20 protein-coding genes are annotated in these 22,931 nt (G+C 70.9%); 14 read left to right on the top strand and 6 right to left on the bottom strand.

Annotation, left to right across the window (positions count from 1 at the left end; all coding sequences use genetic code 11):
• Positions 1–135 precede the first annotated feature (135 nt).
• From OG303_RS15745 to OG303_RS15730, 4 genes are all read left to right on the top strand, one after another.
• A complete protein-coding gene (locus OG303_RS15745; RefSeq protein ID WP_405869011.1) occupies positions 136–627 on the top strand; it encodes an RNA polymerase sigma factor in 492 nt (163 codons plus the stop codon).
• Entirely contained in the window at positions 611–1,114 is a 504-nt protein-coding gene (locus OG303_RS15740) for a hypothetical protein (protein WP_405869009.1), read from the top strand. Before OG303_RS15745 ends, OG303_RS15740 begins: the two co-directional genes overlap by 17 nt.
• Before the next feature lie 47 nt (positions 1,115–1,161).
• Entirely contained in the window at positions 1,162–1,683 is a 522-nt protein-coding gene (locus OG303_RS15735) for a hypothetical protein (protein WP_405869007.1), read from the top strand.
• Between the two features lie 232 nt (positions 1,684–1,915).
• Complete coding sequence (locus OG303_RS15730; protein ID WP_405877287.1) at positions 1,916–3,550, top strand: RNA polymerase sigma factor; 1,635 nt, start codon at positions 1,916–1,918, stop codon at positions 3,548–3,550.
• On the opposite strand, the gene OG303_RS15725 is transcribed toward OG303_RS15730, so the two are convergent.
• Complete coding sequence (locus tag OG303_RS15725; RefSeq protein WP_405869005.1) at positions 3,532–4,233, bottom strand: glycerophosphodiester phosphodiesterase; 702 nt, start codon at positions 4,231–4,233, stop codon at positions 3,532–3,534. The genes OG303_RS15730 and OG303_RS15725 overlap by 19 nt on opposite strands.
• Before the next feature lie 20 nt (positions 4,234–4,253).
• Positions 4,254–5,387, bottom strand: coding sequence for an adenosine deaminase (locus OG303_RS15720; RefSeq protein WP_405877285.1), 1,134 nt, complete (start codon positions 5,385–5,387; stop codon positions 4,254–4,256).
• A 131-nt stretch (positions 5,388–5,518) separates the two neighbouring features.
• On the opposite strand from OG303_RS15720, the gene OG303_RS15715 reads away from it, so the two are divergent.
• Entirely contained in the window at positions 5,519–6,265 is a 747-nt protein-coding gene (locus OG303_RS15715) for a DUF4190 domain-containing protein (protein WP_405877283.1), read from the top strand.
• A 21-nt stretch (positions 6,266–6,286) separates the two neighbouring features.
• On the opposite strand, the gene OG303_RS15710 is transcribed toward OG303_RS15715, so the two are convergent.
• Positions 6,287–6,868, bottom strand: coding sequence for an NADAR family protein (locus OG303_RS15710; protein ID WP_405869003.1), 582 nt, complete (start codon positions 6,866–6,868; stop codon positions 6,287–6,289).
• A gap of 210 nt (positions 6,869–7,078) precedes the next feature.
• Between OG303_RS15710 and OG303_RS15705 the strand changes: the two genes are divergently transcribed.
• The 7 genes from OG303_RS15705 to OG303_RS15675 all read left to right on the top strand — a co-directional run bounded on the left by OG303_RS15705 (position 7,079) and on the right by OG303_RS15675 (position 14,848).
• Positions 7,079–8,614, top strand: coding sequence for a gamma-aminobutyraldehyde dehydrogenase (locus tag OG303_RS15705; protein WP_405869001.1), 1,536 nt, complete (start codon positions 7,079–7,081; stop codon positions 8,612–8,614).
• A 57-nt stretch (positions 8,615–8,671) separates the two neighbouring features.
• Complete coding sequence (locus OG303_RS15700; RefSeq protein ID WP_405868999.1) at positions 8,672–9,919, top strand: PotD/PotF family extracellular solute-binding protein; 1,248 nt, start codon at positions 8,672–8,674, stop codon at positions 9,917–9,919.
• A 5-nt stretch (positions 9,920–9,924) separates the two neighbouring features.
• The gene (locus OG303_RS15695; protein ID WP_405868997.1) at positions 9,925–11,076 is read left to right on the top strand and encodes an ABC transporter ATP-binding protein; all 1,152 of its coding nucleotides are present in this window, start codon (positions 9,925–9,927) and stop codon (positions 11,074–11,076) included.
• Positions 11,076–11,999 carry an ABC transporter permease gene (locus tag OG303_RS15690; protein ID WP_405868995.1) on the top strand — a complete coding sequence of 308 codons (924 nt, stop codon included), beginning with the start codon at positions 11,076–11,078 and terminating at the stop codon, positions 11,997–11,999. Before OG303_RS15695 ends, OG303_RS15690 begins: the two co-directional genes overlap by 1 nt.
• On the top strand, positions 12,000–12,800 hold the full coding sequence (locus OG303_RS15685) for an ABC transporter permease (protein WP_405868993.1): 801 nt from the start codon (positions 12,000–12,002) through the stop codon (positions 12,798–12,800).
• 29 nt (positions 12,801–12,829) lie between these two features.
• Positions 12,830–14,248 carry an NAD(P)/FAD-dependent oxidoreductase gene (locus OG303_RS15680; RefSeq protein ID WP_405868991.1) on the top strand — a complete coding sequence of 473 codons (1,419 nt, stop codon included), beginning with the start codon at positions 12,830–12,832 and terminating at the stop codon, positions 14,246–14,248.
• A 147-nt stretch (positions 14,249–14,395) separates the two neighbouring features.
• On the top strand, positions 14,396–14,848 hold the full coding sequence (locus OG303_RS15675; RefSeq protein ID WP_405868989.1) for a hypothetical protein: 453 nt from the start codon (positions 14,396–14,398) through the stop codon (positions 14,846–14,848).
• Positions 14,849–14,870: 22 nt separating this feature from the next.
• Here the strand turns inward: OG303_RS15675 and OG303_RS15670 are convergent, their stop codons facing one another.
• The 3 genes from OG303_RS15670 to OG303_RS15660 all read right to left on the bottom strand — a co-directional run bounded on the left by OG303_RS15670 (position 14,871) and on the right by OG303_RS15660 (position 18,479).
• Positions 14,871–15,695 carry a phosphatase PAP2 family protein gene (locus OG303_RS15670; RefSeq protein WP_405868987.1) on the bottom strand — a complete coding sequence of 275 codons (825 nt, stop codon included), beginning with the start codon at positions 15,693–15,695 and terminating at the stop codon, positions 14,871–14,873.
• Positions 15,696–15,916: 221 nt separating this feature from the next.
• Complete coding sequence (gene gabT, locus OG303_RS15665; RefSeq protein WP_405868985.1) at positions 15,917–17,266, bottom strand: 4-aminobutyrate--2-oxoglutarate transaminase; 1,350 nt, start codon at positions 17,264–17,266, stop codon at positions 15,917–15,919.
• Between the two features lie 91 nt (positions 17,267–17,357).
• Positions 17,358–18,479, bottom strand: a complete 1,122-nt coding sequence (locus OG303_RS15660) for a hypothetical protein (RefSeq protein ID WP_405868983.1) — start codon at positions 18,477–18,479, stop codon at positions 17,358–17,360.
• A gap of 178 nt (positions 18,480–18,657) precedes the next feature.
• On the opposite strand from OG303_RS15660, the gene OG303_RS15655 reads away from it, so the two are divergent.
• A complete protein-coding gene (locus tag OG303_RS15655; protein WP_405868981.1) occupies positions 18,658–20,781 on the top strand; it encodes an ATP-binding protein in 2,124 nt (707 codons plus the stop codon).
• A 282-nt stretch (positions 20,782–21,063) separates the two neighbouring features.
• Positions 21,064–22,683, top strand: coding sequence for a PucR family transcriptional regulator (locus tag OG303_RS15650; protein WP_405868979.1), 1,620 nt, complete (start codon positions 21,064–21,066; stop codon positions 22,681–22,683).
• The last annotated feature ends 248 nt before the right edge of the window (positions 22,684–22,931 follow it).

Genomic DNA, 22,931 nt, shown 5'->3' with positions numbered 1-22,931 from the left:
GGCCCGATCCACCCGGGATCCGACCCGATCCGCCCCGGATCCCGGGCCGATGGAACGTACGCCGTCGGCCCGGGCTCTTCCCCCACGAGCTCCGCCACGAGTTCTGCTACGAGTACCCCACGACCCGGGAGAACGTTGAAACGGTCCCGCGAGAAGGCAGCGTCCGAGCTGTTCGCCGCCCTCTACCCGCGTCTCGCCGGCTGGTGCCGCCGGCTGGTCGACGACGACGAGACGGCCCACGAGATCGCCTCGGAGGCGTTCACCCGGCTCTGGGCCCGCTGGACGTCCGTCGCGGAACCGCGCGGTTTTCTGTACGTCACCGCGGCCAACCTCGTCCGGGACCACTGGCGCAAGCTGGAGCGCGAGCGCCGGGCCGTGCGCCGGGCGACCACGGAGGCGGCGGTGGCCCCGCACCCCGAACAGGCGGACCCCTCGGTGCGGTTGCTCGTGCAGTCCCTCCCGGAACGACTGCGCGTCCCGATCCTCCTGCACTACTACGCTGACATGCCGATCCGGGAGGTGTCCGTGCTGACCGGACGCAAGGAAGGAACCGTCAAGGCCGACCTCCACGCGGCCCGCGAACTGCTCCGCGCCCATCTGAGGAGAAGCCTTGATCACACACTCTGACGAGGGCCCGGAGTACGACCCCGACGACCCGCTGACCGTCATCCTGCGGCCCCCTGCCGAGTACCTCGGCGCACCCCCCGGCCGCTACGAGGCGATCCGCCGCGGCGCGACCCGCCGCCGCGTCCTGCGCGCGGCCGCCGGAGCGGCCCTGACCTGCGGTGTCGCCGCCCTCGTAGTACTGCCCCTGCGGCTGACCGGCTCCGACGGCCCCGCCTCCCCGGCGGTTCCCATGGCGCCGCCGCCCGCGAGCAGCCCCTCGGCGCCCGAGCCGACGCCGACCCGGACGCCGTCGATGACGGCACCCGAACCCGCCACCCCCACGCCCGCCCAGGGAACACGGACCACCGACCCGTCCCGCAGTTCCCTCCCCACCCGCGCACCGTCGGCGCTGCCCTCGACCTCGGCCTCGACCTCGACGAGGACGAGCGCGCCCTCGGTCGCACCGTCGGCGTCCCCCACCGTGGGGGCGACAGACGCGCGCGGGTGAGGGAAACGGGTTTTGAACACGTTCAATAGTGGGCGTACGCTGCTGCCATGAGCGACAGAGCCGCCCTGCTGAAGGGCATCCGTGTCTGGCTGGTCTTCTTCGTCGTCTGTCTGGTGCTCAGCGGCGCCACGGCCTTCCCTCTGGTCCACGAACTGCGCTGGACCGAGGACCTGTTGAGGTCCCTGTCCGTGCCGGACCACCTCCCCGCCCTCACGGACTGGATCGCACGCGTCCGGCGCGGACTCGACACCGCCGACGCCGACTACCCCTTCCTGCTCTACGGCACCGACTGGCTGGCCTTCGCCCACCTCGTCATCGCGGTCGCCTTCTACGGCCCCTACCGCGACCCCGTACGCAACATCTGGGTCGTCGAGTTCGCGATGATCGCCTGTGCCGGGATCATCCCGCTCGCCCTGATCTGCGGCCCGATCCGGGGGATCCCCTTCTGGTGGTCGGTGATCGACATGTCGTTCGGGATCTTCGGCATCCTCCCGCTGTACGTCGTACGGAAGAAGATCAAGCAGCTCGAGACACTCACCCCGAAGCCCGTCCCGGCGCTCGCCACTTGATCGCCCCTGCGGGCGGCCCTGCCACCGTCCCGGTCGGCGAAAAAGTGTTATCCGGCCCGCCTCCACCGCGTCTCCCCTCCCGTCCCCCATTCCCCTCACACCCGGGAGCCCCCCCCATGGACCGCCCGCACCGGGAACGCACTGTGATCTTCGGCATTGCCAACAGCACAGGTCAGGCTGAGAGGGTGCGATCGGACGGCGAGTGAACTCGGAGAGGACGGACGGGGTCGGCATGGACGGGCGGCAGTGGCGTTCCACCATCGCGGCCGCGCAGGCAGGTGACCGGCAGGCACTGGACGACCTGGTCGCGGGCTGGCTGCCGCTGGTCTACAACGTCGTCGGCCGCGCGCTGAACGGCCACGCCGACGTCGACGACGTCGTCCAGGAGACGATGCTGCGCGCCGTCGACAACCTCGGCTCGCTGCGCGACCCGGACAGCTTCCGGTCCTGGCTGATGGCGATCGCCATGCGGCAGATACGGGACCGGGCGCGCCGCAGGTCCCCCCAACAACTGGACGAGAGTGCCGCCCGCGAGGCCACCGACTTCGCCGAACTCACCGTGCTGCGGCTCCAGTTGGAGGGGCAGCGGCGCGAGGTCGCGGAGGCCGTGCGCTGGCTGGACGACGAGGACCGGCAACTCCTTTCGCTGTGGTGGCTGGAGGTCGCGGGCGAGCTGACCCGGCGCGAACTGGCGGCGGCCGTCGGGATCAGCCGGCAGCACGCGGCCGTGCGCGTCCAGCGGATGAAGGAGCGCCTGGAAACCTCGCGCGGGATCGTGCGCGCCCTGGACGGGGCGTGCCCCGGACTGCGGGAACTGACCGGCCGCTGGGACGGGCGGCCCGACTCGGTCTGGCGCAAGCGGCTGGCCCGGCACATCAGGGGCTGCGCCTACTGCGGCGACGCGCGCGATTCCGTCGTACCGGCGGAGCGGCTCCTGGTCGGGATCGCGCTCGTACCTCTTCCGGTCGGCTTCACGCTCTCGCTGGCGTTGGGCGGCAAGACGGCCGCGGCCGCCACGTCCGTCGGCTGGTCGGCCAAGATGCTCGGCGTCCTGACCAAGCCCGCCGTCGCGGTGACGGCGAGCGCGACCATCGTCGCGGGCGGCGCGTACGTCGTCACGACCCCGCACACCCCGCCCCCGCGCGTGGCGGTCACCCCCACGGCGGCGAGCACACACCGCCAGCCGTCCCCCACCGCCCCGCCCGCCCCGTCCCCCTCGGCCACGAAGGAGAGGACCGAGCTCTACGGCAGCGTCGTCGACGCCGTCGACAAGGCGCCCGACCCCGACACCCCGCCCGCCGCACTCCCGCACCGGCCCGCGTCCGGCCTCACCAGCAGCGCCGGCGCGCACGCCACCATGAACCACCGCGGGGACAGCGTGACGTTCAGCGGTCAGGGCTATGTCCTGGTGCGCTGGCAGATCTCGCCGCAGTACCGGGCCGGCAGTCTGGTCATGCCGAGCTGGACCGGCCTGAAGGGCAAGCTCTTCCACGTCGCCTCGGGCGGTGGCCGCCGCATGGACGACCGCACCAGCGGCACCGACACCACGGCCACCGGCATGGGCAGCGCGGCGACCGGGTTCGACGTCCTGCCGTCCGGCACTCAACAGATGTGGCAGAACGAGTACTTCTACCTCGACGGCAGCGTCACCCTCACCCAGAACGAACGCGGCGCCGACTACGGCCTGAACGTCTTCCCGACCACCCGGGAAGCGATCGAGAAGGACATCGGGACAGGCCCCGACGACGGGGTGATCCGCTACGGCCTGGTCCGCGACACCGGCAAGGACGACACTCCCGTCCCGCAGTACGTCACCCGCGCCAGGCCGGCCGATCCGGCGACCGTGGCTCAGCGTTCGCGGGTGTAGCCCCCGTCGCGCAGGCCGCACAGGACCTCGACCCGGTTGGTCGTGATCGAGTCGACGCCGAGGCCCAGGAGGCGGCGCATGGAACGGCGGGTGTCCGGGGTCCAGACGGACAGCAGGTACCCGTCGCGGTGGACGCGGGCGGCCAGGTCGCGGTCCACCAGCGAGAAGCGGTAGTTGAGCCAGCGCGGCTTCACCGCGGCGAGCAGCGCGGGACGCGGAGGCGCCAGGCTGGTGCAGGTCAGGGCGATCTCGGCGGACGGGTCGGCGGCGCGGACGGCGAGCATCGCGGCGGCGTCGGCGGTGTAGTAGACGCGGTCGGCCGCCCCGGCCTCCCGTACGGCGTCCACGACGCGGCGCGCCGCCCGGACATCCCGCGTCCCCGGCAGGTCGAGCATCAGCCGGGTGCCGTCGCCGGCGGCCAGCGCCTCGGCCAGCGTCGGCACCCCGCCGTCCGTGAGGCCGCGCACCTCGTCCGCCGACAGGGAGGCGAGGGGCCGCTCGTGCTCCCACAGCCGTTTCAGCGTCTCGTCGTGCAACAGCACCGGGACGCCGTCCTTGGTGAGCCGTACGTCGATCTCGACGGCGTCCGCGCCCTGTTGGAGCGCGGAACGCAGCGAGTCGATCGTGTTCTCACGGACGCGGTAGGGGTCGCCGCGGTGGGCCACGGCGGTCACGTTCTGCATGGCCCCCATTGTGGAGGGAGTCAGGGGGCGAGCCACCCCGAGGTGTAGGAATCGATCTCGTCCCGGATCCGGGCCTTGCCGGGCTCGTCGAGGAAGGAGACGTCGACGGCGCTCTTGGCGAGGGCGGCGAGGCCCCGTTCGTCGAGCTCCAACAGGCGTGCGGCGACCGCGTATTCGTTGTTGAGGTCGGTGCCGAACATCGGCGGGTCGTCGGAGTTGATGCTGATGACGACCCCGGCCTCGACGAACTGCTTGATCGGGTGCTCGGCGAGGGTGCGGACCGCACGCGTGGCGATGTTGGAGGTCGGGCAGACCTCCAGCGGGATCCGGTGCTCGGCGAGGTGCGCGAGGAGCTTCGGGTCCCGGAAGGAACTGGTGCCGTGCCCGATGCGTTCGGCGCCCAGGTGCGTGAGCGCGTCCCACACCGTCTCCGGGCCGGTGGTCTCGCCGGCGTGCGGCACCGAACGCAGACCGGCGGCGACGGCCCGGTCGAAGTAGGGCTTGAACTGCGGCCGCGGCACCCCGATCTCGGGCCCGCCGAGCCCGAACGACACCAGCCCCTCCGGCCGCACCCGGTCGTCGGTCGCGAGCCGCGTCGTCTCCTCAGCCGCCTCGAGGCCGGCCTCGCCGGGAATGTCGAAGCACCAGCGCAGCACGGTCCCGAACTCGGCCTCGGCGGCCTTGCGGGCGTCCTCGATCGCGTCCATGAAGGCGAACTCGTCGATGTTGCGGCGGGTCGAGGACCACGGGGTGATGGTCAGCTCGGCGTAGCGCACCTGCTGCCGGGCCAGGTCCCGGGCCACCTCGTAGGTCAGCAGCCGTACGTCCTCCGGCGTGCGGATGAGGTCCACGACGGACAGATACACCTCGATGAAGTGCGCGAAGTCCGTGAACGTGAAGTAGTCGACCAGAGCCTCGGGGTCGGTGGGCACCCTGGAGTCGGGGTGGCGGGCGGCCAGTTCCGAGACGATGCGCGGGGAGGCGGAGCCGACGTGGTGGACGTGCAGTTCGGCCTTGGGCAGTCCGGCGATGAAGGCGTGCAGGTCGCGCGGTGCGGCGGCGGACGGGTCGAGGTGCTCGGTCAAGGGTTCCTCCCCGGAACGGCGCCCCGGGGCGGCTCGGCCGGGCGGGACGCGGGTGATCGGCTGATCGATGACTCAGGGATCATCGTAGGACGGCCCCGGACCGGCGGGCCGCCGGAGCCGGAGCAAGCGGTGGTCCTGGCGGTTTTACGGCGCGGACGAGGCTTTACCATGGCGTGACGATCGACGAGGGGGATGGGGACGTGGCGGACGGGACACAGTCGGGCGGGGACGCGGGGGCGGGTCACGACCCGTGGGCGCCGCCGGAGCACAAGACGTCGTTGGAGAAGGACGCGCGGCCGGCCGCGCCCGGGCTGCCGTCGTACCCGCAGGACCAACCGCCCGCGTCCCAGCAGCCGCCTTCCGTGCACGACCAGGCCACCGTGACGTCCATGCCCAACGACGGCTTCGCCGCCCCCGGTTACGGACCGCCCGCACACGGCCAACAGCCCGGCACGGTCCCGCCCCAGAACGGCTGGGCGGACGCCTCCGTGCCGCCCCCGCCGATAGCACCCGGCGGACCCGGAGCGCCTGGCCAGGGTGCGCCTGGCGGGTACGGCTACCCCGGCTACCCGCAGGGCTACGGCTGGCCCGGGATGCAGGCGCCGCCGCAGAACGGCATGGGTGTCGCGGCGATGGTCCTGGGCATCCTGTCCTGCTGCCTCTTCTGCATCTACGGCATCGTCTCCGTCATCCTCGGTGTCCTCGCCGTGATCTTCGCCGTCAAGGGGAAGCGGCGGGCCGACCGCGGCGAGGCCACGAACCGCGGCCAGGCCCAGTCGGGCCTCATCACGGGCGTCATCGGGATCGTCCTCGGCGTCGCCACGATCACCCTGTTGGTCGTCGCGATCGTGATCGCCATCAACGACGACAAGAACCGCACGGACGACGACGACCCCTACTACAACTCCGCCCCCAGCGTCTCGGCACCCTTCCTGGCCCAGGGCTGACCCCGGCGCGGTCCGTCCCGCTCAGCCCTGGCGCAGCCGCGCCCGCGCCTCCATCAACGCGAACCCCAGCAGATTCGGCCCCCGCCACCGCTCCGGATCCCCCGCCGCCTCGTCGTCCGCCGCGAGGCCGATGCCCCACACCCGGTCCACGGGGCTCGCCTCGACGAGCACCCGCTCGCCCGTGCCCAGCAGGAACTCCCGCAGATCCGCGTGCGCGGCGAACTTGTGGGCGCTGCCCTCGACCACGATCCCGAAGCGCTCGCGCTCCCATATCTCCTCGTCGAAGCCGCGCACCAGCCGCCCGGCCTTCTTGGCGAGGGACGGATGGTCCGCGGCCAGCACCCGCCGCTCCGCCTCCGCGTCGTCGAACAGCCGCGCCTTGGCGGCCATCATCCAGTGCTCGGCCGTCCCGTACGTGACCCCGTCCACCGTGAACGGCGACGGCCACCACTGACTCAGACAGCTCGAACCCACCTGGCCGTCGGCCCGCGCCCGGTGACCCCAGAAGTGCAGATACTTCACCCGAGCCCCGGCGCGGACCTCCCTGATCAGGGCCTCCCTGGAGCCGATCGTCCCCGTGGTCCCCTCCGCGATCTCTTCCATGCACGCGAGTCTGGCAGCCACCACTGACATTCCGTCCCGCCTTTTCCAAGCTCACTCGACACCTGGTCGACAGATTCCGTCGCGTAACCAAAAGGCAACAACGGAATCACTTGTTGGACGGCACTCGCTCTGTCAGGATCGGCAGTCAAATCGAGCTGGAGCTACGCCACCCGCCTCACGAGCTGCGGGGCGACGGCGGAGGAGAGCGACATGCACAACCCGGGCAATAGCACCCCGGAACGATTTCCGGCGCAGGACCGCTTCGCGGACGGCGCGCAGTTCATCGCGGGCCGCCTGACGAAGGGCACCTCCGGCCGAACCCACGCGGTCGTCGATCCGGCGACGGGCGCGGAGGTGTACACATACGAGCTGGCCGGCCCCGACGACGTGGACGCGGCCGTGGCCGCCGCACGCGAGGCCTTCCCCGGCTGGGCCGCCACCACCCCCGGCGAGCGGTCCGACGCCCTGCACCGCTTCGCCGCCGTGCTCGCGGACCGCGCCGAGGACTTCGCCCGCGCCGAGTCACTCCAGTGCGGCAAGCCGCTGAAGCTGACGCGCGAGTTCGACGTGCCGGGCACCATCGACAACACCGCCTTCTTCGCGGGTGCCGCCCGGCATCTGCAGGGGCAGTCCGCCGGTGAGTACTCCGGGGACCACACCTCCTATGTACGCCGTGAACCCATCGGTGTCGTCGGGTCGATCGCGCCCTGGAACTACCCCCTCCAGATGGCCGCCTGGAAGATCCTCCCGGCGATCGCCGCGGGCAACACCATCGTGCTCAAGCCCGCCGAGCTCACCCCGCTCACCTCCCTGCTGTTCGCCCAGGCCGCGACCGACGCGGGCATCCCGGACGGTGTCATCAACATCGTCACCGGCACCGGCAAGGAGGCGGGCGAGCACCTCGTCGGCCACCCCGACGTCGTCATGACCTCCTTCACCGGCTCCACGGCGGTCGGCAAGCGCGTCGCCGAGGTCGCCACCGCGACCGTCAAGCGTCTCCACCTGGAGCTCGGCGGCAAGGCACCCTTCGTCGTCTTCGACGACGCCGACCTGGAGGCCGCCGCCAACGGCGCCGTCGCGGGCGCGCTCATCAACACCGGCCAGGACTGCACGGCCGCCACGCGCGCGTACGTGCAGCGTCCCCTCTACGAGGCGTTCGTCGAGAGGACGGCCGCCCTGATGGAGACCGTCCGGCTCGGCGACCCCTTCGCCGCCGGCACCGACCTCGGTCCGCTGATCTCGCACGTCCAGCGCGACCGCGTCGCCGGATTCGTCGACCGGGCGCGCTCCTACGCGCGCGTGGTGACCGGCGGCGAGGCTCCGAAGGGAGACCTCGAGAAGGGCGCGTACTACCGCCCCACCCTGGTCGCGGACGCCGCTCAGGACAGCGAGATCGTCCAGTCCGAGATCTTCGGGCCCGTCCTGGTGGTGCTCCCGTTCGACGGGGATGACGATGGGATCAGGCTCGCCAACGACACCCCGTACGGTCTCGCCGCTTCCGCCTGGAGCCGCGACGTCTACCGGGCGAACCGCGCCACCCGCGAGATCAAGGCGGGCTGCGTGTGGATCAACGATCACATCCCGATCATCAGCGAGATGCCGCACGGCGGCTACAAGGCGTCCGGCTTCGGCAAGGACATGTCCACGTACTCCTTCGACGAGTACACCCAGATCAAGCACGTCATGTTCGACAACACGGCGGTGGCCAGGAAGGACTGGCACCGCACGATCTTCGGGGACCGTTAGCAGAACCTGACGGCCGCCCGCAGGCGGCCGCCACCTCCCGAAAGGGCAGCACGCGCTATGAAGCAGTACGAGCCCGACCGCCTGTCACCCGCCGAAGCGGCCGCCGTGCGACGCAGTTTCCGCAACGGACGGGCCGCCATGACCCGCCGTTCCCTGCTGCGCACCTCCGCGGGCGGCGCGCTCGCCGTCGGCGGCCTCGGTGCGCTGAGCGGCTGCGGGATCCCCGCGGCGGGCAAGACGCAGGGCGGCGTCTCCGCCGACGACCACTCGGCCAAGGAGAAGGTCATCAACTTCTCCAACTGGCCCGAGTACATCGACGTGGACGACAGCGGCAAACACCGCCCGACGCTGGACGCGTTCACCAAACGGACCGGCATCCAGGTCAAGTACACCGAGGACATCAACGACAACGACGAGTTCTTCGGCAAGATCCAGCCGCAGCTCGCCGCGGGCCAGGACACCGGCCGCGACCTCATCGTGCTCACCGACTGGCTGGCCGCCCGCATGATCCGCCTGGGCTACGTCCAGAGGCTGGACGCGTCCAACCTGCCGCACGCCTTCGCCAACCTGTCGGAGCAGTTCCGCGACCCCGACTGGGACCCGGGCCGCGCCTACTCGTACGTGTGGCAGGGCATCTCGACCGTCATCGCCTACAACAAGAAGGCGCTCGACGGCGTCGAGGTGAAGTCGGTCTCCGACCTGCTCGACAACCCCAAGCTCAAGGGCCGCGTCGGCTTCCTGACCGAGATGCGCGACAGCATCGGCATGACCATGCTCGACATGGGCAAGGACCCGGCGAAGTTCACCGACGACGACTACGACGCGGTGATCGCCCGCCTCCAGAAGGCCGTCGACAAGGGCCAGATCCGCCGCTTCACGGGCAACGACTACACGTCCGACCTCAGCAAGGGCGACTTCGCCGCCTGCATCGCCTGGGCCGGCGACATCGTGCAGCTCCAGGCGGACAGCCCCGACGTGGGTTACGTCATCCCCGCCAGCGGTTACATGACGTCCACCGACAACCTGCTGATCCCCAACAAGGCACGCCACAAGACGAACGCCGAGCGGCTCATCGACTACTACTACGAGCTGGAGCCGGCCGCCGAACTCGCCGCGTACATCAACTACGTGAGTCCGGTGGCGGGAGTGAAGCCCTATCTCGCCAAGATCGACAAGTCGGCGGCGGAGAACCCGCTGATCCTTCCCGACCAGGCCATGCAGGCCAAGTCCCACGCCTTCCGCTCACTGAGCTCGAAGGAAGAGACGGCCTACCAGCAGAAGTTCGCGAAGCTCACAGGGGCGTGACGAAGATGACGAAAGACCACAGCGGCGACGTCCGCCTCTCCGGCATCAGCAAGACCTACGGCTCCTTCACCGCCGTACACCCGCTCGACCTGACCGTCCCGCAGGGCTCCTTCTTCGCCCTGCTCGGCGCCTCCGGCTGCGGCAAGACCACCACCCTGCGCATGATCGCCGGCCTGGAGGAGCCCAGCGGCGGCACCGTCCACCTCGGCGACGACGAGGTCACCAACCTGCCGCCGTACAAGCGGCCGGTGAACACGGTCTTCCAGTCGTACGCCCTCTTCCCGCACCTCGACATCTTCGAGAACGTCGCCTTCGGCCTGCGCCGGCGCGGCATCAAGTCGGTGAAGAAGCAGGTCGAGGACATGCTGGACCTCGTCCAGCTCGGCGAGCAGGCGCGCAAGAAGCCGCACCAGCTCTCCGGCGGCCAGCAGCAGCGTGTCGCGGTGGCCCGCGCGCTGATCAACACGCCCAAGGTGCTGCTCCTCGACGAGCCCCTCGGCGCCCTCGACCTCAAGCTGCGCCGCCAGATGCAGCTGGAGCTCAAGCGCATCCAGACCGAGGTCGGCATCACCTTCATCCACGTCACGCACGACCAGGAGGAGGCCATGACCATGGCCGACACGGTCGCCGTGATGAACGCGGGCCGCGTCGAACAGCTCGGCTCGCCCACCGACCTCTACGAGAACCCCAACACCACCTTCGTCGCCAACTTCCTCGGAACCTCCAACCTCATCGAGGCCGAGGTCGACTCCAAGAGCGGCGACGACATCGTCCTCAAGGCGGGCGGCGGCAAGCTGGTGCTGCCCGAGTCGCGCTGCAGCGCGCCGACGACGACCGGCGGCAAGGTCCTCGTGGGCGTGCGCCCGGAGAAGATCTCCCTCACGCACGCCGACGACGCGGGCGAGATCGCCGAGAAGCGCAACCGCATCACCGGCAAGATCGCCGACTCCAGCTTCATCGGCGTCTCCACGCAGTACGTCATCGACAGCCCGGTCTGCCCGGAGTTCGAGGTCTACGCCCAGAACATCGACCGCGACGCCCGGCTGGTGCCCGGTGCCGAGGTCGTCCTGCACTGGAACCCGGCGCACACCTTCGGCCTCGACGCCGCGCAGGACATCGACGCCGGCGTGGAGATGGTCGACGAGGAGGCCGCCTGATGGCCACGGTCACCGAAGCGCCACCCCTGGCGCCGGTCCCCGAGAAGAAACCCCCGCGCAAGCGGGGCCGCCTGGTGCCGTACTGGCTCCTGCTCCCCGGCCTCCTCTGGCTGATCGTCTTCTTCGCGCTGCCGATGATCTACCAGGCCTCCACGTCCGTGCAGACGGGCTCCCTGGAGGAGGGCTACAAGGTCACCTGGCACTTCGCCACCTACTGGGACGCGCTGTCCGAGTACTGGCCGCAGTTCGGGCGCTCGGTTCTGTACGCGGCCGCTGCCACGATCCTGTGCCTGGTCCTGGGCTACCCGCTGGCGTACCTGATCGCCTTCCGGGCCGGCCGCTGGCGGAACCTGATCATGGTTTTGGTGATCGCGCCGTTCTTCACCAGCTTCCTGATCCGCACGCTCGCCTGGAAGACGATCCTCGCGGACAGCGGCCCGGTGGTGAGCATCCTCAACACGCTGCACGTCCTGGATGTGACGAACTGGCTCGGCTGGACCTCGGGCGACCGCGTCCTGGCCACACCACTCGCCGTGGTCTGCGGACTGACGTACAACTTCCTGCCGTTCATGATCCTGCCGCTCTACACCTCGCTGGAACGCATCGACGGACGGCTCCACGAAGCGGCCGGGGATCTGTACGCCAAGCCCTGGACCACCTTCCGCAAGGTCACCTTCCCGCTGTCGATGCCCGGCGTGGTCTCCGGCACGCTGCTGACCTTCATCCCGGCGGCCGGTGACTACGTCAACGCCGAACTCCTCGGCTCGACCGACACCCGCATGATCGGAAACGTGATCCAGACGCAATTCCTGCGGATTCTGGACTATCCGACGGCCGCGGCCCTCTCCTTCATCCTGATGGCGGCGATTCTCCTCATGGTCACCATCTACATTCGCAAGTCCGGGACGGAGGATCTGGTCTAAATGCCCTTCGTCAACTGGCTCAAGCGCCATCTCGTCGTCATCGCGGGACTGGTGACACTCGGATATCTCCTGCTGCCGAACGTCATCGTCACGGTGTTCTCCTTCAACAAACCGAAGGGGCGTTTCAACTACGAATGGCAGCAGTTCTCCACCGACGCGTGGAAGGACCCGTGCGGTGTCGCCGACCTGTGCGGCTCGCTGTCGATCAGCCTCCAGATCGCCTTCTGGGCGACGGTCGGCGCCACGGTTCTCGGCACGATGATCGCCTTCGCGCTGGTCCGCTACCGGTTCCGCGCGCGGGGCACCGTGAACTCGCTGATCTTCCTGCCGATGGCGATGCCCGAGGTCGTCATGGCGGCCTCGCTGCTCACCCTGTTCCTCAACCTGGGTGCGCAGCTGGGCTTTTGGACGATCCTCATCGCCCACATCATGTTCTGCCTGAGCTTCGTCGTCGTCGCCGTCAAGGCGCGCGTGATGTCGATGGACCCGCGCCTGGAGGAGGCGGCCCGGGACCTGTACGCCAGTCCCGTGCAGACCTTCCTTCGAGTGACCCTGCCCATCGCGGCCCCCGGAATCGCCGCGGGTGCGCTGCTGTCCTTCGCGCTCTCCTTCGACGATTTCATCATCACCAATTTCAACGCCGGCTCGACCGTCACCTTCCCCATGTTCGTCTGGGGCTCGGCACAGCGCGGAACGCCCGTTCAGATCAATGTCATCGGTACGGCCATGTTCCTGGTCGCCGTACTGTTGGTCCTGTCTTCGATGCTCATCGGAAATCGCCGAAACAAGCAAAAGGCGTAAACGCAAAACCCTTGTAGGGAGTTGAAATCATGGCCCCAAGCGCCATGAATCGTTGGACAAAGTCACTCTCTGACGCACAGCCGGTCCCGTACTGGCTCGAAGACCCCGGCAAGCCCCACCCCGAGCCCGCGCTCACCGGCGCCGAGACCTGCGATCTGCTGGTCGTCGGCGGCGGCTACAGCGGACTGTGGACCGCGCTCATCGCCAAGGAGCGCGACCCCGGGCGGGATGTCGTCCTGCTGGAAGGCCGCGAGGTGGGCTGGGCCGCCTCGGGCCGCAACGGCGGCTTCTGCGCCGCCTCCCTCACCCACGGCCTGCCCAACGGTCTGGCCCGCTGGCCGGACGAGATCCACAAGCTGCAGGAGTTGGGCGCCCGCAACCTCGACGAGATCGAAAAGGCGGTCGCCCGCCACTCCCTCGACTGCGACTTCGAGCGCACCGGCGAGATCGACGTCGCGACGGAGACGTATCAGGCGTGGGAACTGCGCGACTGGTACCAGGAGTTGGAGCGCGAGGGCCTCGCCGACGGCGTCGAGTTCCTGGACGCCGAAGCGGTACGGGAACAAGTCGACTCACCGACATTCCAGGCGGGCCTGTGGGACCGCCGGGGCGTCGCCATGCTCAACCCCGCGAAGCTCGCCTGGGGCCTCAAGCGCGCCTGCCTCGCGCTGGGCGTCCGCATCCACGAGCACACCCCCGCCCTGACCCTGAAGCCGTACGGCGCCGGCATGGCCGTACGCACTCCGTACGGCTCGGTCCGCGCCCGCAGGGTCGCGCTCGGCACCAACATCTTCCCGAACCTGGTCAAGCGCGTGCGGGCGTACACCGTCCCGGTCTACGACTACGCGCTGATGACGGAGCCGCTGAGCGACGAGCAGCTGGCGTCGATCGGCTGGAAGAACCGTCAGGGCCTCGGGGACAGCGCCAACCAGTTCCACTACTTCCGCCTCTCCGCCGACAACCGCATCCTCTGGGGCGGCTACGACGCGATCTATCCCTACGGCGGCCGGGTGCGCGCCGAGTACGACGACCGGCCGGAGACGTACGCCAAGCTCGCCGGGCACTTCTTCACCTGTTTCCCGCAGCTGGAGGGCGTCCGCTTCACGCACGCGTGGGGCGGCGCGATCGACACGTGCTCGCGTTTCTCGGCGTTCTTCGGCACCGCCCACCACGGCAACGTCGCCTACGCGGCGGGCTATACGGGCCTCGGCGTGGGCGCCACCCGCTTCGGCGCCGAGGTGATGCTGGACCTGCTGGCGGGGGAGACCACGGAGCGCACCTCGCTCGAGATGGTCCGCAGGAAGCCCTTGCCGTTCCCGCCCGAGCCCTTCGCCTGGACGGGCATCGCGCTCACCAAGTGGTCGCTGGCCCGCGCGGACGCGCACGGCGGCCGACGCAACCTCTGGCTGCGGACGATGGACAGACTGGGTCTCGGGTTCGATTCCTGAACGAGACGCGTCAGGCGCATCCCAGCCCCCGGTGAGTGTGACCCAGTTCACTCCGACGGGTGCGGGAAACCCGCGTAATGCAGGCCGGGTGACCTCCCTCTCTCCCGTGACGCGACCGGCGTCCAGGAGAGACAGGGAGGTCTTCTCATGGCTGGGGCGAAACCGGCGGTGGAGTGGCTGGCATCCGTTGCGCCGGATCCCGAGGCCTGCCGCTGGGAGTGGGAACGCAACCCCCTGGGGATCGCGCTGCTGCCCGCCGGCAAGGCCTGGGACGTACTCATCCTGCCGGGCGAGCTCGGCTATCCCACGCTCGACGTCCTCACCCGCTTCCTCGACCGGCCCGGCCCGGTGCTGGTCGACTTCGGGGACGCGCGCATGGGTTTCCTCGTGCCGCCGGGCACCGCGGCCCGCTGGCTGGGCACCGGTATCCGTACGGCGGGGGCCGGCACCTGGATCGTGGTGCCGTACCCGGGGCGCTCGACCGGTGGGGTGCGCTGGTTGATCCCACCGGACGGCTCGGGCACCCTCACGGACCCCGCACTCCTCGAACTGGCGATGCACGAGGCGGCGGCGGGCCTGGCGAGTGGGGAGGGCACCTGACGGGCGCCTGATGGCCAGAGGTCTAGACGGACTCACCGTGCCCGCGTCGGCCACCCGTGCGGTCGGCGCGGACCAGGAAGATCCACAAAGACGTGATCAGTACCGTGCACAGGCACCAGCTGGCCGCCACGTCCAGGGGCCAGTGGTAGCCGCGCCGGACCAGGCCGAACCCGACGGCGAGGTTGACGACGGCGCAGGCCACGAGCAGTCCGCGGCGGGCGTACGCCGAGCGCAGCCAGGGGAGCAGGAGCAGGGTCGCCGAGCCGTAGGCGACGGCGGCCGTCGCGGTGTGGCCGGACGGGTAGTAGCCGGTGGCCGGCGGCACGACGGGGGTGCCCGGTCGGTCGATCAGCACTTTGAGGGGGACGACCAGGGCCGGGACCAGCGCCATCAGGAGAGCGGCCGCGAGAGGCGGCAGCCACCAGCGGTACGTCCCCGCCGCACGGCCCCGCCGGGCCACGTACGCCAGGACGACGGCGAGTACCGGCACCGCGACCTGGATGTTGCCCAGGTCGGCGAGGAGTTCGGAGAAGCGGTCCGGGTGCACGAGGGCCCGGCTGACCCGCTCGTCGACGCGCAGAAGCAGGCCGTCCGAGACGACCTGCCAGGTGATCAGCGCGAAGAGGAGGGCGGGAAGCCCGAGAAGGAGAAGAAAGGAGGTCGGCCGCCCCGGAACAGGGGGGGTAGTTCCGAGGCGGCCGATCAGATCGGATCGACGCCCACCCCGGGGGGTTTGGGGCGGGCGACTGTCCGATCGGTGAGGAGATCCGGAGCCGGAAGCTCCGGGTGTGTGCGCGAGGGCACGACCAGGTCGAAGCTGGGGAGGCCCCGGCCTGATGTCGCCCACAGTCCCCTGTGGGCGGGGTGTATCTCTCATCTGGGTAGAACGTACGGCAGGCGATGGGTGGAAGACAGGCGGAATCGCGTCCCGCCATCCACCTCGCACACGTTCTTCACATGGCCTGACGCCGTCCGCCCCGGCCCCGGAATCCCAGCGGCTGCAAGGGCTGGGGCGGATGGTGCGCAAGTGACGCGCGCGCTATGCGTGAGCTGCGGACTCCTTGTGGCTCAGATGCGCGCGAAGGCCTGCTCGATGATGTCAAGGCCCTCGTTCAGGAGGTCCTCGCCGATGACCAGCGGAGGCAGGAAGCGGAGGACGTTTCCGTAGGTGCCACAGGTCAGGACCAGCAGACCCTCCTGGTGACAGGCCTTGGCGAGCGCGGCCGTCGCCTCCGGGTTCGGCTCCTTCGTCGTACGGTCCTTGACCAGCTCGATGGCGATCATCGCGCCACGGCCGCGGACGTCGCCGATGCTGCATCGATCGTTGTGGGCGAACTTCTCGGCGATGGCGGTGAGGCGGCTCTTCATGATCGCCTCGATGTTCTTCGCCCGGGCGTTGAGGTCGAGCTCCTTCATGGTCTCGATGGAGCCCAGCGCGCCGGCACAGGCCACCGGGTTGCCGCCGTAGGTGCCGCCCAGGCCACCCGCGTGCGCGGCGTCCATGATCTCGGCGCGGCCGGTCACGGCGGCGAGCGGCAGACCGCCCGCGATGCCCTTGGCGGTCGTGATCAGGTCGGGGACGATGCCCTCGTCCTCGCATGCGAACCACTGGCCGGTGCGGCAGAACCCGGACTGGATCTCGTCCGCGACGAAGACGATGCCGTTGTCCTTCGCGAACTTGCTGATCGCCGGCAGGAAGCCCTTCGCCGGCTCGATGAAGCCACCCTCGCCGAGCACCGGCTCGATGATGATCGCGGCGACGTTGTCCGGGCCGACCTGCTTGCTGATCTGGTCGATGGCCTGCGCGGCGGCCTCGGGGCCGGCGTTCTCGGCACCGGTCGGCCAGCGGTAGCCGTAGGCCACGGGCACGCGGTAGACCTCGGGCGCGAACGGACCGAAGCCGTGCTTGTACGGCATGTTCTTCGAGGTCAGGGCCATCGTCAGGTTGGTCCGGCCGTGGTAACCGTGGTCGAACACGACCACGGCCTGCCGCTTGGTGTACGCACGGGCGATCTTGACGGCGTTCTCGACGGCTTCGGCGCCGCTGTTGAACAGGGCGGACTTCTTGGCGTGGTCACCCGGCGTGAGCTCGGCGAGGGCTTCGGCGACCTCCACGTAGCCCTCGTAGGGGGTGACCATGAAACAGGTGTGGGTGAAGTCGGCGAGCTGCGCGGAGGCCCGGCGTACGACGGCCTCGGCGGACGCGCCGACGGACGTCACGGCGATGCCGGAACCGAAGTCGATGAGCCGGTTCCCGTCGACGTCCTCGATGATCCCGCCGCCCGCGCGCGCCGTGAACACCGGCAGCACGGAGCCCACGCCCTGCGCGACCGCGGCGGTACGGCGGGCCTGCAGTTCCTGCGACTTCGGACCGGGGATGGCGGTGACGATCCGGCGCTCCTGCGGAAGTGCGCTCATGAGGGGCTCCTGGGGGTTTGCGGACTCGTGCCTTCTTTTCTCGCAGGCTAGGACGGGGAGAGGGGTGTGGGCATGCTCCATGTGGGCGGTGTCAGGGGTTTCGATTGTCCGTGGTGGACATTGCGACACGGAGCGGCCTGGCGCCGCCGGGGGCGGAGATCACGCAGTGCCGGCGGGGGTGCCCCGCGATCCACAGCTGGGTGAGGCGGGAGTCCGCGGACGAGCTGGGTGGGGTGGTGAGAGTGACGTCGCCCAGGCGGATCAGCTGCTGCTTCCCGCGCCTGCGGATCTCGCAGTCGACCAGCCGCCATGTGTTCGTGGCCAGTGTGCGCCTCATGCGGCGCGTGGCGACGATCAGGAAGATGTGGAGGGGGAGGAGCGTCAGTTCGCAGAGCAGGGCCAGCCCGAACAACCCGATCTTGTCGTGGTCCTCGTCGGCGACCACCTCGGCGATCTGAAGGAAGAGCACGGTGGGCCAGACGAGGAGGAGTGCGGCCACGAGGGTGAACAGGCGGCGGCGCATCGCACGACCCGTCGCCGGGTGGGAGAGGGCGCTGCGCGAGGGATGCGGGGCGGCCGCGTCGGTCCGGGCAGGGCTTTCCGGCATGAGGCCGTACCGGAGGTACCGGTGGCGCAGTCGGCGGGGTGCCGTCTCCGTGCTGCGGGAGGCGGCGATGACCACCTCGTCGCCGGGGACGCCGCAGTACCAGAGCCGGGCGATCCGGGCCCTGCGCCCGGCCGGGGCACCGGCACGCATGCGCCGGGTCCACCACAGCGGTGCGCTGATGATCAGGGGCAGGCGGCTCTCCGGATCGGCGGGGTCGGGGACTTCGAACCAGGCGTCGCTCACGTCCCGCGCCTTCGGGTGGTCCGAGATGCCGTGCGGCGGGTTCTCCGCGATGTGCCAGGGGTGGGCGCGCAGCACGCGGCGCACCCGCCACCCGTTCGGCAGCTCCGCCAGGAGCTGGAGCGGCAGACCGAAGAGGGAGTAGAGGAAGAAGGCGACGTTCAGCCAGACCACCCGCTCCCGTACGGGGATCGTGATCCCGGCGTACCAGGTCCACCAGGCGGCGCACGTGGCGACGAGCAGCAGACTGCGACCCGTCTGCCGCCACCAGGCCCGCCGGGTGCCGGGGTCGTCCCAGGCCACGCCCCGCCCCGCGGGCGTCGGGCGGACGAAGTCTTCGTCGCCTGCGGCCAGTTGCTCGGTCACCGTGCGTCCCCGTTCCGTTTTCCGCATCCCACGTGAACGGACGACAATATCCGGAGCCTGTTGGTCCGCTCCCAGGTCCGCTCCCCGCCCGCGGCCGCGTAAGCGGTGAACTCCCCATGCCGGCGCGTTAGATTGACCGCTGAAGGTGGACGGAACGGCTGGTCAGGGAGCGAGGGCGATGGACAGCGACGGGACGCACGACGCACGGGGTACGCATGCGAATCCTGTGCCGCGTCCGGCGGGACCACCGCAGGTCCCGTCGATGCCGCCCAGGCCCACCGCGGCGCCCGGTGTACCCCCGCGGCCGGACGGGTCGGCCTTCCTGACGTGGCTGCGGGCACCGCGGCCCGAGGCGCTGCCCGGCGTATGGCGGTTCGGGCACCGGGCGCGGCCGGAGGAGGAGCCCGAACTCATCCCCGCCCGCCAGCTGATCAGCGGTGCGCTGATCGCCTTCCTCGTCGGCTGGCTCATCTGGTCGCTGCTGTGGAACGGCTACCTCGGCGGCTGGTGGCTGCTGCCGCTCTACGCGATGATCCCCGACTCCTGGGCCCAGCCGCACAGCTTCGGCTCGGTCGTGGTCGTCTACGCCTACTACGTGGTGATCGCCCTGGTCATCATGATCGGCGTGGGCCGCCTCGGCCGCTGGGGCGAGATCTGGCGCCGCTACGGCCCGCCCGCCTGGCGCCGCGAGGCACCCCGCGCCGAACGGCCGCCCACCCCCGAACAGGACCCCGCCGAGTGGCCCCAACTCCGCGCCGCCGGAGCCTCCGACGCCGCCGAGCGGCTTGCCGCCGACGCCCGTTCGGGGCTGATGCGGGACGTGGACCACGCCCGCATCGTCCGCGCCTGGCAGGGCGTGCGCAGCGGCCGGCACACCCTCGCCGCGTTCACCGGTGCCGTGCTCAAGGACGGCGCCGCCGCCTGTCTGCACCCCTCCGGGGAACGCGACCTGCCGGCCCGGCTCTCCCCTCACGACCTGGTGACCGGGCAGGTGCGGCTCGGCACGACCGCCGACGACCCCCGCAACCCGTACGCCTACCGCGGGGCCGGACTCGGTCTCGGCCCCGATCTGCTCGGCACCTCCCTGCTCGCCGTCGGACCGGCCGGCTCCGGCAAGACCGGCACCCTGGTGCGGCCGCTCGCCGAGTCGCTCTGCCTGCACGCCCTCGCCGGCCGGGCCGCCGTGGTCGTGGTCGGCGCGGCGGGCGCGGGGCTCGGACCGATCGACGCGTACGACGTCGTCGTACGGATCGGGAATCCGGAATCGGTGTACGACCTGGACCTGTACGGCGGGACCGGCGACCCCGACGAGGCCGCGGCCGTGCTCGCCGAGGCGCTGGTCGGGGACCTCGCCGATCCGCACCCGGGCAATGACAGCCGCAAGTCGACGACGGTTCTCGCTCAGCTCCTGGGTCCCTTCCGGGCGGTCCACGGGCGCTTCCCCTCCGTGCCGGAGCTGCGGCAGCTGCTCGACGGGGCGCCCGGGCCGCTGGACACCCTGCGTACGGCGCTGCAGGGCTCGGGGCAGGAGTCGTTGCTGCGTGAACTGGATGCCCGGGAGCGGCAGTTGGGGCACCCCGGTGACGTGGCGGCCGTACTGGCGGACCGGGTGGCGCTGCTCGACCGGCCGGCCTTCGCCGGGTTCTTCGACACCTCCGGACAGTCGAAGCCCTTCTCGCTCAAGGCCCTCGACCACCCCGTGCGGGTCCGCATCGACCTGCCTGAGCGCGGGCACGCGGACGCCTCGCGGATGCTGGCGCGGCTGGTGCTCGCGCAGTTCACGGCGAGCGTGGCGGTACGGGACGACCGGTCGCTGTTCGCCTGCCTGGTGCTGGACGACGCGACGGGGGTCGTCACCCCGGAGGCGGTGCGCGGGGTCCAGCGGCTGCGGTCGGCGAACGCCGGTGCCGTGCTGACCCTGCGGACACTGGACGACGTACCGAGGCCGCTGCGCGGTCCGCTGCTCGGCGCCACCGGCTGCCGTATGGCGCTGTCCGGGCTCACCCCCTGGGACGGGCAGGACTTCGCCGAGGTGTGGGGCAAGGAGTGGATCGAGGCACGGGACGTCACCGACCGGCAGATCATCGCCGAGACGCCGGCCGGGAAGGCCCTGCACGTGCTGCGCCGCGTGATCACCGGCAAGGCGCCGACCCAGCGGGCCGTGACCGTCCGCCAGGTCGAACGCGAACGGTGGTCGGCGTCCGAGCTGGCGCACGGGGTGCCGCCGGGGCACGCGGTGCTGTCGCTGACGAACGTGACGGGAGAGCACGCGCCGCCGCTGCTGGTGGATCTGAGGGGTTAGGGGGCTTCTGATGGATCTCCGCGGCGTCGCGACGCCCGGCACGCACGCTCACCGCACGGCGCGACGGGCCAGGTGGCTCCGCCACATGACCCTTCACACCGCACGCCGATCGCACACACCGAACGCCGCTCCTTCCTCCACGGAGATCCATCAGAAGCCCCCTAGGTCCGTACTTCACCGCACCGGGGCACCGTACGGTGAGGCAGAATCGGCATAGGTCGTTCATACGTGGCGGCCAAAAGATCACAAGGTTCGCCCGATCCCCGCAGACCTGAAGGCCTCATGCCCCCGACGCTCGCCTCGCTCGTCCACCATTCCGCGCTCAAGCTCACCGTGCGCGCGGGTGAGGACCGCCTGGAGGTGCCCGTCCGCTGGGCGCACGTCAGCGAGCTCGCCGATCCCGTGCCGTACATGGAGGGCGGGGAGCTGCTGCTGATCACCGCGCTGAAGCTGGACGCGGCGGATCCGGAGTCGATGCGGCGCTATGTGAAGCGGCTGGTGGGGGCCGGGGTGGTGGGGCTGGGCTTCGCCGTCGGGGTCAACTACGAGGAGATCCCCGAGGCGCTCGTCGACGCGGCGCGGGACGAGGGGCTGCCGCTGCTCGAAGTGCCGCGCCGCACGCCCTTCCTCGCCATCAGCAAGGCCGTGTCCGCGGCGATCGCGGCCGACCAGTACCGGGCGGTGACGGCGGGCTTCGCCGCGCAGCGGGAACTGACGAAGCAGGCGCTGACCCACGGTCCGGAGGGGGTGCTGTCCGCTCTCGCCTCGCAGGTCGACGGCTGGGCGGCGCTCTACGACGCCTCGGGCGCCGTCGTCGCCGCGGCACCGGAGTGGGCCCTGCGGCGGGCCGCGCGGCTGACGGCGGACGTGGAGCGGCTGAGGGAGCGGCAGGCGCCCGCGTCCTCGGTGGTCGGACCGCCCGACAACGAGGACCGCGTCGAACTGCACTCGCTGGGCACGGGGCGGCGGCCGCGGGCGGCGCTGGCGGTCGGCACGGCGGCGGCCCTCGGCACCGCGGAGCGGTACGCGGTCCACTCGGCGATCGCGCTGCTGACCCTGACGACCGAACGGTCGAGGTCGCTGCGGGCGGCGGAAGGGCGGATCGGCGCGGCGGTGCTGCGCATGCTGCTCGCGGGAGAGCCGGACCACGCGCGTGCCGTGGCGGGCCATCTGTACGGCGGTCTGCTGGACGCCCCCTTCCGGATGATCGTCGCCGAGTCGGCGTCGTCGGCTGCCGCCCGGGCCGCCGCCGGCGCGGGCGGCGATCGCGGCGATCCGTTCGCCGCGCTCGCCGAGGTCGTGGAGTCGGCGGCCGCGCGGGCGGGGGAGCCCGTGCTGGTCGTGCCCGAGGGCGAGCGGTTGATCGCGCTGGCCGTGGACGGCGGTGCGGCGGTCGCCGCGTGCGGGGAGTACGCGGCGGGCCTGGAGGCCGCGCGGGCCGGGGCCGCGGAGGGGCGGGAGCAGACCGGTGACGAGGACGAGCTCGTGGTCGGGCTGTCGGCGCCGGTGGGGCCGATCGCCGCGGCGGCCGCCTACAAGCAGGCCGAGCAGGCGTTGTCGGTGGCCCGGCGGCGGGGGCGGGTGTGCGTGGGGCACGAGCAGTTGGCGGCGGGGTCCGTGCTGCCGTTGCTGGCGGACGACGCGGTGAAGGCGTTCGCGGACGGGTTGCTGCGGCCGCTGTACGAGCACGACGCGACCGGGCGGGGCGATCTGGTGGCCTCCCTGCGGGCGTGGCTGTCGCGGCACGGGCAGTGGGACGCGGCGGCGGCGGATCTGGGGGTGCATCGGCACACGTTGCGGTACCGGATGCGGCGGGTCGAGGAAATCCTCGGTCGATCCTTGGATGACCCGGACGTGCGGATGGAACTGTGGCTGGCGTTGAAGGCGACGACGTCGGAGTAGGCACCCGGGTCGGAGCAGGCACCCGGCGGTGGTGCGGCCGTTGCCGGGGGCTCTGTCCGCAGACCCCCGTATCGGCCTGACGGCCTCGTCCTCGACCGCCGGACGGGCTGAAAGATGCTGACCCCACCCCGCCAAACCGGCGCGCCCACGCCCCCAACCACTACGCCCCGGCCAAACGCACCCCCGCCCCCACCCCCCTACCGTGGACCCGAAGCACGATCCACCCCGCACACACCCCCTAACGCGGA

This window comes from Streptomyces sp. NBC_00005, from assembly GCF_045160215.1.
Lineage (GTDB): Bacteria > Actinomycetota > Actinomycetes > Streptomycetales > Streptomycetaceae > Streptomyces.
This window is presented reverse-complemented; position numbering and strand designations above follow the sequence as displayed.

Bases quoted from the DNA above. Each gene is read 5' to 3' on its own strand.
- OG303_RS15735 (WP_405869007.1), top strand. From the start codon at position 1,162: ATGAGCGACAGAGCCGCCCTGCTGAAGGGCATCCGTGTCTGGCTGGTC.
- OG303_RS15730 (WP_405877287.1), top strand. From the start codon at position 1,916: ATGGACGGGCGGCAGTGGCGTTCCACCATCGCGGCCGCGCAGGCAGGT.
- OG303_RS15725 (WP_405869005.1), bottom strand. From the start codon at position 4,233: ATGCAGAACGTGACCGCCGTGGCCCACCGCGGCGACCCCTACCGCGTC.
- OG303_RS15710 (WP_405869003.1), bottom strand. From the start codon at position 6,868: ATGGAAGAGATCGCGGAGGGGACCACGGGGACGATCGGCTCCAGGGAG.
- OG303_RS15705 (WP_405869001.1), top strand. From the start codon at position 7,079: ATGCACAACCCGGGCAATAGCACCCCGGAACGATTTCCGGCGCAGGAC.
- OG303_RS15700 (WP_405868999.1), top strand. From the start codon at position 8,672: ATGAAGCAGTACGAGCCCGACCGCCTGTCACCCGCCGAAGCGGCCGCC.
- OG303_RS15695 (WP_405868997.1), top strand. From the start codon at position 9,925: ATGACGAAAGACCACAGCGGCGACGTCCGCCTCTCCGGCATCAGCAAG.
- OG303_RS15690 (WP_405868995.1), top strand. From the start codon at position 11,076: ATGGCCACGGTCACCGAAGCGCCACCCCTGGCGCCGGTCCCCGAGAAG.
- OG303_RS15685 (WP_405868993.1), top strand. From the start codon at position 12,000: ATGCCCTTCGTCAACTGGCTCAAGCGCCATCTCGTCGTCATCGCGGGA.
- OG303_RS15680 (WP_405868991.1), top strand. From the start codon at position 12,830: ATGGCCCCAAGCGCCATGAATCGTTGGACAAAGTCACTCTCTGACGCA.
- OG303_RS15675 (WP_405868989.1), top strand. From the start codon at position 14,396: ATGGCTGGGGCGAAACCGGCGGTGGAGTGGCTGGCATCCGTTGCGCCG.
- gabT (WP_405868985.1), bottom strand. From the start codon at position 17,266: ATGAGCGCACTTCCGCAGGAGCGCCGGATCGTCACCGCCATCCCCGGT.
- OG303_RS15655 (WP_405868981.1), top strand. From the start codon at position 18,658: ATGGACAGCGACGGGACGCACGACGCACGGGGTACGCATGCGAATCCT.
- OG303_RS15650 (WP_405868979.1), top strand. From the start codon at position 21,064: ATGCCCCCGACGCTCGCCTCGCTCGTCCACCATTCCGCGCTCAAGCTC.